Here is a 16,745-nt window from a genome sequence, read left to right as displayed (position 1 = left end):
GCGCCCGAAGGCGCCGTTTTATCATCATTTTCGAGCTGCGATCTCAGTGAGCGGTCAGGCCGCCGGCGGCTTCATCGCCGTCCGGCTTCACCGTCACCTTGGTGTCCTCTTCCCAGACGATCGGCGTAGGCTTCTTCACCAGCGCCTTGGCGACGACGTCATCGAGGCGCGAGACCGGGATGATCTCCATGCCGCCCTTGATCGCATCGGAAATCTCCGTGAGATCCTTGGCGTTGTCCTCGGGGATCAGCACCGTCTTGATGCCGCCGCGGGCCGCAGCCAGCAGCTTCTCCTTGAGGCCGCCGATCGGCAGCACGCGGCCGCGCAGCGTGATCTCGCCGGTCATCGCGACATCATGGCGGACCGGGATGCCGGTCATGACCGAGATGATCGCGGTGGCCATCGCAACGCCCGCGGACGGGCCATCCTTCGGCGTCGCCCCTTCCGGCACGTGCACGTGGATGTCGCGCTTGTCGAACAGCGGCGGCTCGACGCCGTAGTTGATCGCGCGCGAGCGGACGTAGGACGCCGCCGCGGAGATCGACTCCTTCATGACGTCGCGCAGATTGCCCGTGACCGTCATCTTGCCCTTGCCGGGCATCATGACGCCTTCGATCGTCAGCAGCTCGCCGCCGACATCGGTCCAGGCAAGCCCGGTGACGATACCGACCTGCGGCTCGCTCTCGATCTCGCCGAAGCGGTACTTCGGCACGCCGAGCAACTCTTCCAGAGTCTTCTCGGTGACCTTGACCGACTTCTTCTTGGAGATCATCAGCTCCTTCACCGCCTTGCGGGCCAGTGTAGAGAGCTCACGCTCCAGGTTACGCACGCCCGCTTCGCGGGTGTAGCGGCGGATCAGAAGCAGCAGCGCCTCGTCGTCGATCGAGAACTCCTTGGAGTCGAGGCCATGCTTGGACACCGCGTTCGGGATCAGGTGCTTGCGCGAGATCTCGACCTTCTCGTTCTCGGTGTAGCCCGCGATCCGGATGATCTCCATGCGGTCCATCAGGGGCCCCGGAATATTGAGCGTATTCGCGGTGGTGATGAACATCACGTTGGACAGATCGTAGTCGACCTCGAGATAGTGGTCGTTGAAGGTCCCGTTCTGCTCGGGGTCGAGTACCTCGAGCAGCGCCGAGGACGGATCGCCGCGGAAATCGGCGCCCATCTTGTCGATCTCGTCCAAGAGGAACAGCGGATTGGACGACTTCGCCTTGCGCATCGACTGGATGATCTTGCCGGGCATCGAGCCGATATAGGTGCGGCGGTGACCGCGGATCTCGGCCTCGTCGCGCACGCCGCCGAGCGAGACGCGCACGAACTCGCGCCCCGTCGCCTTCGCGATCGACTTGCCGAGCGAGGTCTTGCCGACGCCGGGAGGCCCGACCAGGCACAGGATCGGCCCCGTCAGCTTGTTGGCGCGCGACTGCACCGCGAGGTACTCGACGATACGCTCCTTGACCTTCTCCAGCCCATAGTGATCGGAGTCCAGGATGGCTTGCGCCTGCTCCAGGTCCTTCTTCACCTTGGACTTCTTGTTCCACGGGATCGACAGCAGCCAATCCAGATAGTTGCGCACGACGGTCGCTTCCGCGGACATCGGCGACATCTGGCGCAGCTTCTTCAATTCATGCTGCGCCTTCTCGCGCGCTTCCTTGGAGAGCTTGGTCTTCGAGATCTTCTCTTCGAGATCGGCGAGCTCGTCGCGACCGTCGTCGTCGCCGAGTTCCTTCTGGATCGCCTTCATCTGCTCGTTGAGATAGTACTCGCGCTGGGTCTTCTCCATCTGGCGCTTGACGCGGGACCGGATGCGCTTTTCGACCTGCAGCACCGAGATCTCGCTCTCCATCAGACCCAGCACCTTCTCCAGGCGCGTGGTGACCGACAGCGTCTCCAGTATGCCCTGGCGATCTGCGATCTTGACCGCGAGATGCGAGGCGACCGTATCGGCGAGCTTGGCGAAATCGGTGATCGCCTGCACGACGCCGACGACCTCGGCCGAGATCTTCTTGTTGAGCTTCACATAGCTCTCGAAGTCGGACACGACCGAGCGCGCCAACGCTTCCGCCTCGACCGATTTCGCGTCGGTGTCCGCAAGCGCGACGGCGGTCGCCTCATAATAGTCGGCGCGGTCGGTGTACTTCGCCACGCGCGCACGCTCGAGCCCTTCGACCAGCACCTTCACGGTGCCATCGGGAAGCTTCAGGAGCTGCAGCACGCTGGCAAGCGTACCGGTCTCGTAAATCGCATCGGGCGCCGGATCATCGTCGGACGCGTTCTTCTGCGTCGCGAGCATGATCAGCGCGTCGTTCTTCATCACCTCTTCGAGTGCGCGGATCGACTTCTCGCGACCGACGAAGAGCGGAACGATCATGTGCGGGAAGACGACGATGTCGCGCAGCGGCAGCACGGGATAGGCGTGTGCTTCGCCATGAACGATTGTTGGCCGGGGTTTTGGATTGGTCATGGCCTTTTCCTTTTGCTTTGCCCCCTTGCACGCAGCCCGCGATCATGCGCAACCGCCACAAGGTGCCGAGGTGATCCGCAGAACCGGTCGGTCCTCTACAAGTTGGACCGGCTCGCCGGAACGGAACTGAGGCGAATCTTGAAGAGAATTTTCGCTCGCCGCCGACATTAGGTGGCTATCGACCCGGGGGGTGTCAAGTCATTGAAAAACGCGCGCCATCAGGCGCTTACGCAACGCGGCAAGCGACGCAACACCGGCTGCGGAACCACGGCTCCGCAGCCAACTCGAGGAGACGATTGGAGCTTTCCAGCGCCGTCAGATCAGGCGCTGGCGTTCTCGACGGCACGATCGGACCGATCGGCATAGATGTAGAGCGGACGCGCCGTGCCTTCCACGACTTCGCGGGAAATCACGACTTCTTCCACACCTTCCAGGCCCGGCAGGTCGAACATGGTCTCGAGCAGGATCGCCTCGAGGATCGAACGCAGGCCTCGCGCGCCGGTCTTGCGCTCGATCGCCTTGCGGGCGACCGCGCCAAGCGCCTCGTCGGCGAAGGTCAGCTCGATGTTCTCCATCTCGAACAGCCGCTGGTACTGTTTCACCAGCGCGTTCTTCGGCTCCGTCAGGATCTTCTTCAGCGAGGTCTCGTCGAGATCCTCGAGCGTCGCCACGACCGGCAGACGACCGACGAACTCGGGGATGAGGCCGTACTTCAGGAGGTCCTCAGGCTCGACGTGACGGAAGATCTCGCCGGTCCGGCGATCCTCCGGCGCGAGCACCTGGGCGCCGAAGCCGATCGAGGTCGACCGACCGCGCGCCGAGATGATCTTCTCGAGGCCGGCAAAGGCGCCGCCGCAGATGAACAGGATGTTGGTGGTATCCACCTGCAGGAACTCCTGCTGCGGATGCTTGCGGCCGCCCTGCGGCGGGACCGAAGCCACCGTGCCTTCCATGATCTTGAGCAGCGCCTGCTGCACGCCCTCACCCGACACGTCGCGCGTGATCGAGGGGTTGTCGGACTTGCGGCTGATCTTGTCGATTTCGTCGATGTAGACGATGCCGCGCTGGGCGCGCTCGACGTTGTAGTCGGCGGCCTGGAGCAGCTTCAGGATGATGTTCTCGACGTCCTCGCCGACATAGCCGGCTTCGGTCAGCGTCGTCGCATCGGCCATCGTGAACGGCACGTCCAGGATGCGGGCGAGCGTCTGCGCGAGCAGCGTCTTGCCCGAGCCGGTCGGACCGATCAGCAGGATGTTCGACTTCGCGAGCTCGACGTCGTTGTGCTTGGTCTGATGGTTGAGGCGCTTGTAGTGGTTGTGCACCGCGACCGACAGGACCTTCTTCGCATGGCTCTGGCCGATGACGTAATCGTCCAGCACCTTGCAGATTTCCTTCGGCGTCGGAATACCGTCGCGCGACTTGACCAGCGAGGATTTGTTCTCCTCGCGGATGATGTCCATGCAGAGCTCGACGCACTCGTCGCAGATGAAGACCGTGGGACCCGCGATCAGTTTGCGGACTTCGTGCTGGCTCTTGCCGCAGAACGAGCAATATAGCGTGTTCTTGGAGTCGCTCGTGCCGACCTTACTCATTCATGTCTCCGTCCGCGGTTCGATCCCGTTCCGCTCGATCGCTCCATTCCGACACGATGGTCGGCATGAAGCTTAAGTAGAGCAAATTCCGTACCAAAAAAGACCCTACGCTTTACTACATTCCGTGCGAATCACGGTGGCTCGATTCTCCCGCGATCATAGCCGATCAATCGTAGCCAACCATGCTGTCACCCGACTATCAAGAATTCGCTAATCAGGGGTCGCCGGCTACCCGTGACAATACCGTGATTTCCGGTCTTGGCACGGGCGAAGTGATCGAAAACACCCCGGCGTTGCTGGATTGCCACGAAAAACAAGCACGAAAGCGGAACTTTCTGCTTGTCGCAGGGCGCAAAACCGCGTTTTGCGCCGTGCGCACGCGCACCTAACGTGAACGCCGCCCTGACGGGTCCACGTCAAACCGAGGGCTCGTCGTGACGCCTCAGTAGTGCTACGGGGCCTTCGCCGGCGCCGGCTCCTCGGCGCGCTTGTCGATCACCTTGTCGACCAGGCCGAACTCCTTGGCGTCGTTCGCAGTGAGGAACTTGTCGCGTTCCAACGCGTCCTCGATCGATTTGTAGGTCTGGCCGGTGTGCTTGACGTAGATCTCGTTGAGCCGCTTCTTCAGGTTCAGGATCTCCTGGGCGTGCAGCATGATGTCGGTTGCCTGGCCCTGGAAGCCGCCGGAGGGCTGGTGCACCATGATGCGCGCGTTCGGCAGCGAGAAGCGCATGTCCTTCTCGCCGGCGCAAAGCAGCAGCGAACCCATCGAAGCCGCCTGACCGGTGCACAGGGTCGAGACCGGCGGGCGGATGAACTGCATGGTGTCGTAGATCGCAAGGCCCGACGTCACCACGCCGCCCGGCGAGTTGATGTACATCGAGATTTCCTTCTTCGGATTTTCCGCCTCGAGGAACAAGAGCTGCGCGACGATCAGCGTCGACATGCCGTCCTCGACCGGGCCGGTCACGAAGATGATGCGCTCCTTCAAGAGGCGCGAGAAAATGTCGTAGGCGCGCTCGCCACGGTTGGTCTGCTCGACCACCATGGGCACGAGGTTCATGTAGGTTTCAACCGGATCGCGCATGAGTCACCTAGGGTTTCGGAGACGGACATCGCCGGGCTGGCTTGCCAGCTTGGCTGGATTTGCCGGAAGGCGAATGGACGTCCTGTGATGCAGGAACTTGGGTAAGAAGTAGAAAGGCGTAGCGACAGATATAGCCCATTTCGCTTCTGACAAGTGCGCAGCGCATTAAGGCTTAATCCGTGGGGCAGTTGAAGCTGATTCGCATAAAGAGGCCCAGCCGGCCACCTGGCTAGCTGGGCCTCTTCGCTCATCATCCTTAATAGCGGGCTATCTCAAACCCTTCAGGCCGCGGTCTTTTCCGCGTCGTCGTCCTTGTAGAGGTCCTCGCGCGAAACCTTCTTCTCGGTCACGTTGGCGAGCTCGAGGATGAAGTCGACCACCTTGTCCTCGTAGATCGGCGCACGAAGCTGGGCCAACGCCTGGGCGTTGTTGCGGTAGAAGTCCCAGACCTCCTTTTCGCGGCCGGGCATCGAGCGAGCGCGCTCGATCACGGCGCGGCCGACCTCGTCGTCGGTCACCGTGATCTTGTTCTTCTCGCCGATCTCGGAGAGCACGAGGCCGAGCCGCACGCGGCGATCGGCGATCTTGCGGTACTCCTCCTTCGCCTTGTCCTCGGTGGTGTCCTCGTCGGCAAAGGTCTTGCCGGCGGAGTCCATCTCGGCCTTGACCGAGTTCCACATCAGATTAAACTCCTCGTCCACCAGCGAGGGCGGCGCCTCGAAGCGATGCACCTCGTCGAGGCGGTCGAGCAGCGCGCGCTTGACGCGCTGGCGCGTGGCGGTGGCGAACTCGGCAACGAGGCGCTCGCGCGCGGCCTCTTTGAGCTTGTCCAGCGATTCCAGGCCGAGCGACTTGGCGAACTCGTCGTCGATCGCAAGGTCCTGCGGCGCCTCGATCAGCGTCGCGGTGGTCTCGAACTCCGCCGGCTGGCCGGCGAGCTTGTCGTTCATGTAGTTCTTCGGGAACGACACCTTCAGCGTGCGCGTCTCGCCTGCGCCGATGCCGATGAGCTGCTCCTCGAAGCCCGGAATGAAGGTGTTGGAGCCGATCAGGACCTGGATGCCCTCGCCGGTGCCGCCTTCGAAGATTTCGCCGTTGATGCGGCCCGTGAAGTTGATGGTAACGCGGTCGCCCGACTCAGCCTTGGTGCCCTCGCCCTTGGCGGCATAGGTGCGGTTGGAATCGGCGATGCGCTTGATCGCCTCGTCGACATCGGCGTCGGTGACATCAGCAACTGGCTTCTCGACCTGGAAGCTCTTGAAGTCGGCGAGCGCGATCGCCGGCACCACCTCGATGGCGACCGTGTAGGTCAGATCCGTCTTGCCGCTGAGCAGCTCCTCGACGTCCTTCTGCTCCGTCGGCATGGTGATTTTCGGCTCGGTCGCGAGACGGAAGCCGCGCTCGGAGAACAGCTGCGTGTTGGTGTCGCGGATGGTCTGGTCGATGGTCTCGGCCATCACCGAGCGGCCATAGACCTTCTTCAGATGCGCGACCGGCACCTTGCCCGGACGGAAGCCGTTGATACGGACCTTGTCCTTGAGGTCGACGAGCTTGGCGCCGGCCTTGGCGTCGAGATCAGACGCGGGAACGCTGATCTTGAACTCGTGCTTCAAACCTTCCGAGAGGGTTTCTGTGACCTGCATGGCGTCCAATCTTCTTTTCGTTCGGCCCCGGCACGTCGCGCGCCGGGACGCTGTCGTTAATCGATCCGGCGCGAGGCAAACGCCTTCACGCCGGTGGTTCATCGGACCCGCTCCAGGCGGATGATCATCCGCGCGAAAGCAGGCCTCGTAATCCGTGCAAACGCGATAAGCGCTTGGTGCGGGCGGAGGGACTCGAACCCCCACAACTTTCGTCACTGGAACCTAAATCCAGCGCGTCTACCAGTTCCGCCACGCCCGCGTGAATTCGCATCAAGACCGGCCGCGATGCCGCGGGCGGCCGGGCTTATAGCATGTGCCTGACTGTTCGCAGCAAAAAAATGGCCTGATGAGGCAAGCTTCAAGTAGGCACTGCGGCTGGACTTATCCAGCACGGCGTGGTCCGGATCGTGCCATGACAACGCGGATCCATGCTCCCCATCGGCGCGAGGTTTTGGCCGGCTTAGGGGCCTCGGCAGCCGGGCTGATCGTGGGCGGTGCAGGCCCCTCCGTCACGGCCCAGCTCGCGCTGCAGGCGAGACCGGCAACGCTGGCTTTGAGACCGGGTCAGCCGGCTACACCAATCTGGGAGCTGGCCGCCGTAAGCCACCCCAGAGACGTACGTCTCAAGCGTTTCGACCGCTGCCAGGTGGTCTTCAGCAACAACCTCCCTGTGCCGATTGCGCCAGTCTGGTACAGCCTCCACGCGCCGATGGCCGCCGACCCGCTTCGCGGCCGCGCCCCGGCAGCGCCGGATGTGACAGAAACATCAATCATTTCAGTGCCTAATGCAGGCACCCTGCTGGCCGACTTCCGCCTCTTCGAGCACCGCCTGCAGCAGCCCGCACGCGCGCTTCCGATCATCGTGGCCGAAACCGGCCCGGTCGCCGTCGATCGTGATGAGCTCCTGCTGATCCAGGAATGGCGCCTGCGGCCGGATGGCACCGCGGTCCCGCCGGGCCAGGACCCGAAGGACACGACGCCGCTTTACACAATCAACGGCAAGACTTCATTCGAACTCTCAGCTTCGGCGGGCGAGCGGCTGCGGCTACGCTTCATCAACGGCTCGCAACGCTCTGTTCTCGCAATCAAATTGGAAAACCACGAAGTCCGCGTGATGGCCCTCGACGGCCAGCCGGCCGAGCCGTTCCCCGCGCGCAACGGCGCGTTGGTGCTGGCCCCGGGTGCGCGGGCCGACGCCTTCGTGGATGCGGCCACCTCGGCCCCGTTTATGCTGCATGACGGCAAGGCGGTGCGCCAGGTCGGACACCTGACTGTCTCCGGGAAGCTGGAGCGCGCCCCGCTGCCGCCGCCGCAGCCGCTCCCGCCGAATGATCTGCCCGAGAAGCTCGATCTACGAGCCGCCCTGCGGTTCGATGTCGCGCTCGGTACGGCCGATGCCGGCTGGGCACGGCCCGCGACCTTCTCCACCGCCTCCGCCCCTGCCTTCCGCGCCAAGACCGGCCGCACCGTGGTCCTGGCGCTGCAGAACCCCGCCCCGGTCACCACCGTGTTTCACCTGCACGGCCACCATTTCCGGCTGCTCGACAAGCTCGATGACGGCTGGAAGCCCTATTGGCTCGACACGCTCGCGATCGAGCCTGGCCAGACCCAGCGCATCGCGTTCGCCGCGACCTCGCCCGGACGCTGGCTGATCGAATCCGTCGTGACCGACTGGACCGCGCCGCGGCTGGTGCGCTGGTACGGGGTGGAGTGAACGTTCAGTATTCGATGCCCAGCGCGTTATAGATCCGCCGGTGCACGGCCGGCAGCGTCTCGGTCAGATCCTCCGCGATCAGGCCCGGCCCAGCTTCGCTTCCCGCCTCGCCATGCATCCAGACGCCGATGCTGGCGGCCTCGAACGCCGGCACGCCTTGCGCCAGGAGCCCGGCGATGATCCCGGACAGCACGTCGCCGGCGCCGGCCGTGGCGAGCCAGGGCGGCGCATTGGCGGCGATGGTGGCGCGGCCGTCGGGGGCGGCGATTGTGGTGTCCGGGCCCTTCAGCAGCACGACGGCGCCGCAGCGCTCGGCGGCGGCGCGGACGCGCTCGAGCTTGGAGCGGCCGGGATGCTTGTTGCTGAGGTCGGAGAACAGGCGCGGAAACTCGCCTTCGTGCGGGGTCAGCACCACCGCATTGTCCTGCGAGGACTTGATCGATTCGAACAGGCGCTCGGGGGTTGCGGCAAAGCTGGTCAGCGCATCCGCATCGAGCACCAGATGCCGCTGCGCGGTAAGCGCGGTGTGGACGAGATCGCAGGTGCGCTCACCGATGCCCGCACCGGGGCCGATGATACAGGTGTTGTAGCGTTTGTCGCCGAGCAGCTCGCCGAACTCGATCGCGCTGTCGACGGGGCGAACCATCACCGCGGTGAGCGCGGCAGCATTGATTGCGAGCGCATCGCGCGGGCTCGCCAGCGTCACGAGGCCCGCGCCGGCGCGCAGCGCGCCGCGCGCGGCGAGCCGTGCCGCGCCGGTCGCGGCTGCGTCGCCCGAGACCGCGAGCACGTGACCGCGCGCATATTTGTGGCCATCGATGCGCGGCACCGGAAAGGCCGCGCCCCAGAGATCCGGATCGTTCTCGAAGGTCTGCGGCGCGATCTCCTCCAGCACCTGCGCATCGATGCCGATGTCGGCAACGCGCACGCGGCCGCAATGCATGCGCCCGGGCAACAGCAGATGCGCCGGCTTCTTTCGGAAGAAGGTGACGGTCTCGGTGGCGTTCACCGCCACGCCCATCACGGCCGCGCTGGTGCCGTTGATGCCGCTCGGCAGGTCGACCGCCAGCACCGGGGCACCGTTGGCGTTGATCGCCTCGATCATGGCGCGCGCTTCGCCATCCACGGTGCGGCTGAGGCCGGCGCCGAACAGCGCATCGATGATCAGCGCAGGCCTGCCGATCGCCTGCGGGTTGAACGGCAGCACCGGGTGCTTCCAGCCGCGCGCGGCCGAGGCGGCATCGCCCTGGAGCTGGTCCCGCTCGCACATCAGGATCACCGAAACCTCGCGCCCCTGCGCGGCGAGCTCGGCCGCGGCCACGAAACCGTCCCCGCCATTGTTGCCGGGGCCGGCGACGATCAGGATCGGCCCCTCCTCCACCAGCGCATGGGCGGCCTCGGCGACCGCCTGGCCGGCGCTGAGCATCAGCTTGAAACCGGGCGTGCCGGCCGCGATTGCAAGCTGGTCGGCGCGCTGCATTTCGGCGTTGGTCAGAACTTCCATGCCACTTCCTAGTACAAACGCCTCTTGAACAGGCATCTTTTGCGCCGATCCGGCGGTGGGAACGTCGAAATGCACATATATTGAACCGTTTGCCTATTTTGCGGTCTTCGGTATTTTGTGCAGGTCGGCACCATCACTCAGAGATGCTCGTTAAAAGGCTGATAACGCTCCGATAATCAGGGCATTTGCAACTTGGCATAGACCCTGCTTTCGAGGAAGCCGCTTCGGTTCGTCGTGCTCACTGACATCTTGAAGGGCGTGGCCGGCCGTTGTTGCCGGACGGGTCAGGGATCCCGGCACAGAGAAGACAAGATCGTGCGTTGAGAAATGCGCGTCCTGACGAAGACGTTGCTATTGGATCGAAAGGCCGGGAGTCGCGCAGTGAAGAAAATCGAAGCCATCATCAAGCCATTCAAGCTCGACGAGGTGAAGGAAGCGCTTCAAGAAGTCGGTCTGCAGGGCATCACCGTCACCGAGGCCAAGGGCTTTGGCCGGCAGAAGGGTCACGCCGAACTTTACCGCGGCGCAGAATACATCGTCGACTTCCTGCCGAAGGTCAAAATCGAGATCGTGATCGGCGACGATCTGGTCGAGCGCGCCATCGACGCGATCCGCCGCGCCGCGCAGACCGGCCGCATCGGCGACGGCAAGATTTTCGTCTCCAACATCGAAGAGGCGATCCGCATCCGAACCGGCGAATCCGGGCTGGACGCTATCTGAACCGGGTGCTATCCCGCATTTTGCGACACTCTGACAAGAAATAAGGCTGCTTCGGCGGCCTGATTTCGTTTGTGCGGTCGCGCGCGAACTCGCCAAAAGCGAGAACAATCTTGCTCACCTGGAAACCGACCCGCAGAGCCATAAGGGGTATGCATGAAGACCGCCAAAGACGTCCTGAAATCGATCAAGGACAACGACGTGAAGTACGTCGACCTGCGCTTCACCGATCCGCGCGGCAAGTGGCAGCACGTCACGTTCGACGTCAGCATGATCGATGAAGACATCTTCGCCGAAGGGACGATGTTCGACGGCTCCTCGATTGCCGGCTGGAAGGCGATCAACGAGTCCGACATGTGCCTGATGCCCGATCCGGTGACCGCGACGATCGACCCGTTCTTCGCCGAGACCACCATGGTCATCACCTGCGACGTGCTCGAGCCGACCACCGGCGAGCCCTATAACCGCGACCCCCGCGGCATCGCCAAGAAGGCCGAGGCGATGGTGAAGTCGATGGGCGTGGGCGACGCCGTGTTCGTCGGCCCCGAAGCCGAGTTCTTCGTGTTCGACGACGTGCGCTTCTCCTCCACCCCCTACAACACCGGTTTCCGCCTCGACTCCTCGGAGCTGCCGACCAACTCCGACACCGAATATGAAGGCGGCAATCTCGGCCACCGCGTCCGCACCAAGGGCGGCTATTTCCCGGTGCCGCCGCAGGACTCGGTGCAGGACATGCGCTCGGAGATGCTGGGCGCCATGGCCAAGATGGGCGTCAAGGTCGAGAAGCATCACCACGAGGTCGCTTCCGCCCAGCACGAGCTCGGCATGAAGTTCGACACGCTGACGCTGATGGCCGACCACATCCAGATCTACAAATACTGCATCCACCAGGTCGCGCACATCTACGGCAAGACCGCCACCTTCATGCCGAAGCCGGTCTACGGCGACAACGGCTCGGGCATGCACGTGCACCAGTCGATCTGGAAGGACGGCAAGCCGGTGTTTGCCGGCAACAAATACGCCGACCTGTCGGAGACCTGCCTCCACTATATCGGCGGCATCATCAAGCACGCCAAGGCGATCAACGCCTTCACCAACCCGTCGACCAACTCCTACAAGCGTCTGGTCCCGGGCTATGAGGCCCCCGTGCTGCTCGCCTATTCCGCGCGCAACCGCTCGGCGTCGTGCCGCATCCCCTACACCGCCTCGCCGAAGGCCAAGCGCGTCGAGGTGCGCTTCCCCGATCCGCTCGCCAATCCCTATCTCGGCTTCGCCGCGATGCTGATGGCCGGCCTCGACGGCATCAAGAACAAGATGGATCCGGGTCCGGCGATGGACAAGGACCTCTACGATTTGCCGAAGGAAGAGCTGAAGCAGATCCCGACCGTGTGCGGCTCGCTTCGCGAGGCGCTCGAAAACCTCGACAAGGACCGCGCCTTCCTCAAGGCCGGCGGCGTGTTCGACGACGACTTCATCGACGCCTATATCGAGCTGAAGATGACCGAGGTCGAGCGCTTCGAGATGACCCCGCACCCGGTCGAGTTCGACATGTACTATTCGGGCTAAGCGGTCCGAACTATCCGCGACAAGCAAAAGGCGCTTCCGGAAGGAGGCGCCTTTTCGTTTGAGGGGTCTCGACCGCTACCACGTCGCCGTGAACGCCCGCTGCAGCTCGGCCGGAGCCGTGGCGCCCGCTCGCGATCAGCACCTCGCCGCTTTCTGTTACGGGTTGTCAGGTCGCGGCATCAAATGGTCGAGCAGGCCGGTGGGGAGCGGAAACACCACGGTCGACGAGCGTTCACCGGCGATGTCGTGCAGAGCTGCGAAGTAACGTAGCTGCATTGCCTGGGGCTCCTGCGCCAGGATCCGGCCGGCTTCGACGAGCTTTTCGGCGGCCTGCTGCTCGCCCATCGCATTGATCACCTTGGCTCGCCGCAAGCGCTCCGCCTCAGCCTGTTTGGCGATCGCGCGAACCATGGTTTCGTTGATATCGACGTCCTTGATCTCTATGCCGGTGACCTTGATGCCCCAGACGTCAGTCTGCTTGTCGAGAATCTCCTGGATATCGGCGTTCAACCTGTCGCGCTCGGCAAGCATCTCGTCGAGCTCATGCTTGCCGAGCACCGAACGCAACGTGGTCTGGGCGAGCTCGCTGGTCGCCGCCATGAAGTCGCCGACCTTGATGATGGCGCGCTCGGGGTCGACGATGCGGAAGTACAGGACGGCGTTGACCTTGACGGAGACGTTGTCCCGCGAAATCACGTCCTGCGGCGGCACCACCTGCACCATCACCCGCAAATCGACCTTGACGAGTTGCTGCACGATCGGGATGAGGAGTATCAGGCCCGGGCCCTTCACACCGGTAAAGCGGCCGAGCGTGAAGACGACGCCGCGCTCGTATTCGCGCAGGATCCGAATAGCCTGGGATAGAAACACGATGACAAGCAGCGCAAGCGCCGCATACGTCAGATATTCCAGCGTCATGATGTACCTCCCTCGCCTGTCCGGGCGGGTGTGCGGCGTATCAGCAGCGTCAGGTCGACGACATTGGCGACCTCCACCGTCTCTCCGGGCTTGAAGGTTTCGGCGCCGCGCGCCTGCCAGCGCTCACCATGGGCGAAGACATGACCTTCGTTCCCGTTCCAGTCGAGAACCTCGGCGGGCAAACCGCGCATGGCCTGTGCGCCGACCAGCGCAGGAGCTTTGCGGACGCGCCGAAGCGAGCCGAGCACGATCAGAGCAAAGCCGCTGAACACGACCGCAGTGGTGCCGATCACCCACCAGGACAGTTGGTATCCAGGCGCCTCGCTCCTGAAGAGCATCATTGCTCCCAGCACGAAAGCGATGATCCCGCCGAAGCCGACCACCACGGTCGGGTTGAAGGCTTCGACGGTGAGAAGCACGAGTCCCACCAGCATCAGGGCGAGGCCGGCATAGTTGATCGGCAGCAAATTGAGCGCGTAGAGGCCGATCAGCAGGCAGATCGCGCCGATAACTCCGGGGGCGACGGCTCCGGGAGACATGAACTCGAAGATCAGGCCGTAGATGCCGACCATCAGGAGAATGAACGCCACGTTCGGGTTGGTGATGACCGCCAGGAACCGGGATATCTGTCCGGGCTCGATGGCTTCGACGACAGCATCCTTTGTTGCGAGGCGTTGCGTCTTGCCGCCTGCGAGCTCCACCACACGGCCATCAACCTGCCGCAGCAATTCAGCCTGATCGCGCGCGACGAGATCGATGGCATGTGCCTCCAGCGCGCCGTTGGCGGAGAGTGTTGCGGCCTCGCGGACCGCCCTCTCCGCCCACTCCGCATTGCGGTTGCGCAGCTCGGCGAGGCTTCGGATGAAGGCGACGGCATCGTTCGTGGCCTTCGCCGTCATCGCGTCCTTCGGCTCATCCTTCTTGTCTTTGCCATCCTTGTCGGGTGTGCCGCTCGGCAGGCCCGGCAGCGGTCCGCCAATCTGGACCGGCGTCGCCGCACCGATGTTGGTACCTGGTGCCATCGCCGCGATGTGGGTCGCGTAAAGGATATAGGTCCCCGCACTCGCCGCGTGGGCCCCGGAGGGAGCGACGTAGCCAATGACCGGGACGTGCGAGGCGAGCACATCCGCGATGATCTCGCGCATGCTGGAATTGAGCCCGCCGGGCGTGTTCATCCTCAGAAGCACGACCTCGGCGCGCCGTTCGCTCGCCGTGGCCAAAGCCTCCCGGACGTAGCTGGCTGACGCCGGGCCAATCGCCCCGTCGATCGAAACAACAAGGGCTACGCGCTTGCTCTCCTCCGCTGAGCTGGGAAGGAGGCAGCAGATCAAAGCCACGACGGTGATCGCCGCAACGAGGGCCGCCTTCATGGTCTGCACGGCACGGGCTCCCTTGCAGAGCATATGGTAATTCTTCTCATGAACCTCAATGCTGCGCGTGGAGATCAACGTTGCGATTGTGCAACGCAATGGGAATGCCCATGCAGGATTGCCGATGCGCTCGGCCTCGGCGAGCGTACGTTGAACCGAAAATTCCAGGACTCACGCACGAGCCGCCGCAATCCTTCATCATGCGCAGCCGTGTCGAGCACGCGCGCACCCTGCTGGAATCGACGACGCAGCCGATCAAGACGATCGCGCGCGCTGCCGGCTATGAGGATGAGAGCAGCTTCCGCAAGCTGACACTGATGTCACGCAATCCTATCGTGCGCGACGGATGGAGCGGGCGGTGTGAGGCTGGTGCCGTTGGCATGACCGATGGACGCAGTCCGGTCGCGGCGCTCTCGCTGGGCACAGCCTGAGCGCATCTACGATTCAACACGGTAGAGAAATCCTGCGCCAAGGAGCGGCCATCAGCTTTCGTTCTGCATCTGACTCCAATTCGTTCTCAAAGAACAAATCAGAGCCGCAAAAACCAGGACGGAGCAATTCCTACTGATTGGTTTACTCCGTCGGAAATTCGGGATGCACCTTGGATAAACAGTCCTCGTAGGGCGGATTAGCCGAAGGCGTAATCCGCCTACTGCGTGCGACGCTCACGCACGTTCGCCAAAGTTACCATCCGCGTTGCTATCTCCTGCCCAATCCGCCGGAAACAGTCCGGCCTCGACATCTCGGTGAAATGACGAATGCGGCCAATCCAACACGCGGGTCACATATCCTTGCTTGACTGGGTTGATGTAGCAATACTCGATATGGCGTGCATGGTCGGTTTCGTCGCGGATGAGGTGCTCCCAGAACCGGTTCTGCCATACGCCACGCTCCCGTCTTGCGATCTGTACAGCGGTTAAAGGCTCTGTCTTCGGCAGGGACTTCGCGAAGCGCATTTTGATCAATCTCCACCGCATCGAAAAGTCGGCATCGCCGCGGGGAAGCGTCCAGACCGCATGAAGGTGGTCCGGAAGCACGACAAACGCATCGATAGTGAACGAATAGTCCCGACAGGTCGCCGCAACGGCCGCGCGCAGCGCTGCGATGTGCTCGACGAGCAGCCGCTGCCTACGATCATGAAGATTGACCGTGAAGAACCAGCAGCCACCTGGAACAAATGCACGGCGGTAGTTCGGCATTGCAGCTGCCCCATGAACTAAAGATGGCGGATTACGCCTTCGGCTAATCCGCCCTACTCAGTCCAAGCTGAGTGCGCAACGTGGCAGAAGCTGGATTCCCGGCTCTGCGCCGCAACGCTCCGCGTTGCAGCTGGTCCGGGACACGACCGCGGCTACGCCTCCGCCTTCTGCCTTGTCACCAGCGCCTCGCCGAAGGCCTCGAACAGCTTGCGGTTGATCGGATTGTGCTGCGGGTCGTACTCCGCGTGCCATTGCACGCCGAGGGCAAAGCTCGGGGCTTCCGCGATGCGGATCGCCTCGATGGTGCCGTCCTCGGCGATGCCTTCGATCAGCACGCGCTTGCCGGGATCGAGAATGCCCTGTCCATGCAGCGAATTGACCCGGATCTTCTCGCAGCCGAGGATCGTGGCGAAGGCGCCGCCGGGCGTCAGCTCGACGTCGTGACGGTCGGCGAACACCACGGTCGGATCGGGATGGATCTCGCCGTTCTCGAGCCGGGGCATGCGGTGGTTCATGCGGCCGGGAATCTCGCGGATCTCGGGATGCAGCGAGCCGCCGAAGGCGACGTTCATCTCCTGCAGGCCGCGGCAAATGCCGAACAGCGGAATGCCGCGAGCGACGCAGGCGACCGAAAGGGCCAGCGCGACCTCGTCGCGGTGGATGTCGTAGGGCTCGTGCTTCTCGCAGGGATCGACGTTGAAGCGGGTCGGGTGAACGTTGGCCCGGGCCCCTGTGAGGATGATGCCGTCGACGGTATCGAGCAGCGCCGGGATATCCGTGATGTCGGGGGCTCCAGCGAACATCAACGGCAAGCCGCCGGAGACTTCGGCCACGGCGCGCAGGTTTCGCTCGCCAACCATCTGGACCTGAAATCGATTCTCGACGCGATAGGAATTCCCGATCACGCCGACGACCGGCTTTCTCATCTGTCGTTCCGCGCCTCCCGATAAGAAGATTCCCCAAAGATG

Annotated in this window: 14 protein-coding genes and 1 tRNA gene; 5 read left to right on the top strand and 10 right to left on the bottom strand. The window is 63.4% G+C overall.

Annotated features, from left to right (window positions below; genetic code table 11):
• Positions 1–43 precede the first annotated feature (43 nt).
• Complete coding sequence (gene lon, locus ACTEK7_RS01185; RefSeq protein ID WP_036010279.1) at positions 44–2,467, bottom strand: endopeptidase La; 2,424 nt, start codon at positions 2,465–2,467, stop codon at positions 44–46.
• Positions 2,468–2,787: 320 nt separating this feature from the next.
• Positions 2,788–4,059 (bottom strand): ATP-dependent Clp protease ATP-binding subunit ClpX, encoded by a 1,272-nt coding sequence (gene clpX, locus ACTEK7_RS01180; RefSeq protein WP_008547851.1) that lies wholly within the window; start codon positions 4,057–4,059, stop codon positions 2,788–2,790.
• Between the two features lie 182 nt (positions 4,060–4,241).
• On the opposite strand from clpX, the gene ACTEK7_RS01175 reads away from it, so the two are divergent.
• Positions 4,242–4,448, top strand: coding sequence for a hypothetical protein (locus tag ACTEK7_RS01175; protein ID WP_225147179.1), 207 nt, complete (start codon positions 4,242–4,244; stop codon positions 4,446–4,448).
• A gap of 62 nt (positions 4,449–4,510) precedes the next feature.
• Here ACTEK7_RS01175 and ACTEK7_RS01170 read toward each other — a convergent pair whose 3' ends face one another.
• The 3 genes from ACTEK7_RS01170 to ACTEK7_RS01160 all read right to left on the bottom strand — a co-directional run bounded on the left by ACTEK7_RS01170 (position 4,511) and on the right by ACTEK7_RS01160 (position 7,048).
• Positions 4,511–5,146, bottom strand: a complete 636-nt coding sequence (locus tag ACTEK7_RS01170) for an ATP-dependent Clp protease proteolytic subunit (protein ID WP_025036638.1) — start codon at positions 5,144–5,146, stop codon at positions 4,511–4,513.
• A gap of 281 nt (positions 5,147–5,427) precedes the next feature.
• Entirely contained in the window at positions 5,428–6,789 is a 1,362-nt protein-coding gene (gene tig / locus ACTEK7_RS01165) for a trigger factor (RefSeq protein ID WP_225147180.1), read from the bottom strand.
• Positions 6,790–6,963: 174 nt separating this feature from the next.
• Positions 6,964–7,048: transfer RNA gene (locus ACTEK7_RS01160), tRNA-Leu, on the bottom strand.
• A 153-nt stretch (positions 7,049–7,201) separates the two neighbouring features.
• Here ACTEK7_RS01160 and ACTEK7_RS01155 point away from each other — a divergent pair.
• Complete coding sequence (locus ACTEK7_RS01155; protein ID WP_225147181.1) at positions 7,202–8,503, top strand: multicopper oxidase family protein; 1,302 nt, start codon at positions 7,202–7,204, stop codon at positions 8,501–8,503.
• 4 nt (positions 8,504–8,507) lie between these two features.
• Here ACTEK7_RS01155 and ACTEK7_RS01150 read toward each other — a convergent pair whose 3' ends face one another.
• Positions 8,508–10,007, bottom strand: coding sequence for an NAD(P)H-hydrate dehydratase (locus ACTEK7_RS01150; protein ID WP_225147182.1), 1,500 nt, complete (start codon positions 10,005–10,007; stop codon positions 8,508–8,510).
• Between the two features lie 381 nt (positions 10,008–10,388).
• Here ACTEK7_RS01150 and ACTEK7_RS01145 point away from each other — a divergent pair, with 381 nt between their 5' ends.
• Together ACTEK7_RS01145 and glnA are read left to right on the top strand one after the other, a co-directional pair.
• Positions 10,389–10,727 (top strand): P-II family nitrogen regulator, encoded by a 339-nt coding sequence (locus ACTEK7_RS01145; RefSeq protein WP_007603495.1) that lies wholly within the window; start codon positions 10,389–10,391, stop codon positions 10,725–10,727.
• Between the two features lie 153 nt (positions 10,728–10,880).
• The gene (gene glnA / locus ACTEK7_RS01140; protein WP_036010292.1) at positions 10,881–12,290 is read left to right on the top strand and encodes a type I glutamate--ammonia ligase; all 1,410 of its coding nucleotides are present in this window, start codon (positions 10,881–10,883) and stop codon (positions 12,288–12,290) included.
• Between the two features lie 156 nt (positions 12,291–12,446).
• Here the strand turns inward: glnA and ACTEK7_RS01135 are convergent, their stop codons facing one another.
• A complete protein-coding gene (locus ACTEK7_RS01135) occupies positions 12,447–13,208 on the bottom strand; it encodes a slipin family protein (RefSeq protein WP_225147183.1) in 762 nt (253 codons plus the stop codon).
• On the bottom strand, positions 13,205–14,587 hold the full coding sequence (locus ACTEK7_RS01130) for an NfeD family protein (protein ID WP_225147184.1): 1,383 nt from the start codon (positions 14,585–14,587) through the stop codon (positions 13,205–13,207). The genes ACTEK7_RS01135 and ACTEK7_RS01130 overlap by 4 nt, the downstream gene beginning before the upstream one ends.
• A 191-nt stretch (positions 14,588–14,778) precedes the next feature.
• Between ACTEK7_RS01130 and ACTEK7_RS01125 the strand changes: the two genes are divergently transcribed.
• Positions 14,779–15,009, top strand: coding sequence for a hypothetical protein (locus ACTEK7_RS01125; RefSeq protein ID WP_249786448.1), 231 nt, complete (start codon positions 14,779–14,781; stop codon positions 15,007–15,009).
• A 234-nt stretch (positions 15,010–15,243) separates the two neighbouring features.
• Here ACTEK7_RS01125 and ACTEK7_RS01120 read toward each other — a convergent pair whose 3' ends face one another.
• Both ACTEK7_RS01120 and ACTEK7_RS01115 read right to left on the bottom strand, forming a co-directional pair.
• Complete coding sequence (locus ACTEK7_RS01120) at positions 15,244–15,777, bottom strand: REP-associated tyrosine transposase (protein WP_225147185.1); 534 nt, start codon at positions 15,775–15,777, stop codon at positions 15,244–15,246.
• 152 nt (positions 15,778–15,929) lie between these two features.
• Positions 15,930–16,703 (bottom strand): gamma-glutamyl-gamma-aminobutyrate hydrolase family protein, encoded by a 774-nt coding sequence (locus ACTEK7_RS01115; protein ID WP_036025392.1) that lies wholly within the window; start codon positions 16,701–16,703, stop codon positions 15,930–15,932.
• Between the last annotated feature and the right edge of the window lie 42 nt (positions 16,704–16,745).

Source organism: Bradyrhizobium sp. JHI2711 (genome assembly GCF_056156565.1).
The sequence above is the reverse complement of the archived record's forward strand: the minus strand, read 5'-3'. Positions and strand labels throughout refer to the sequence as shown.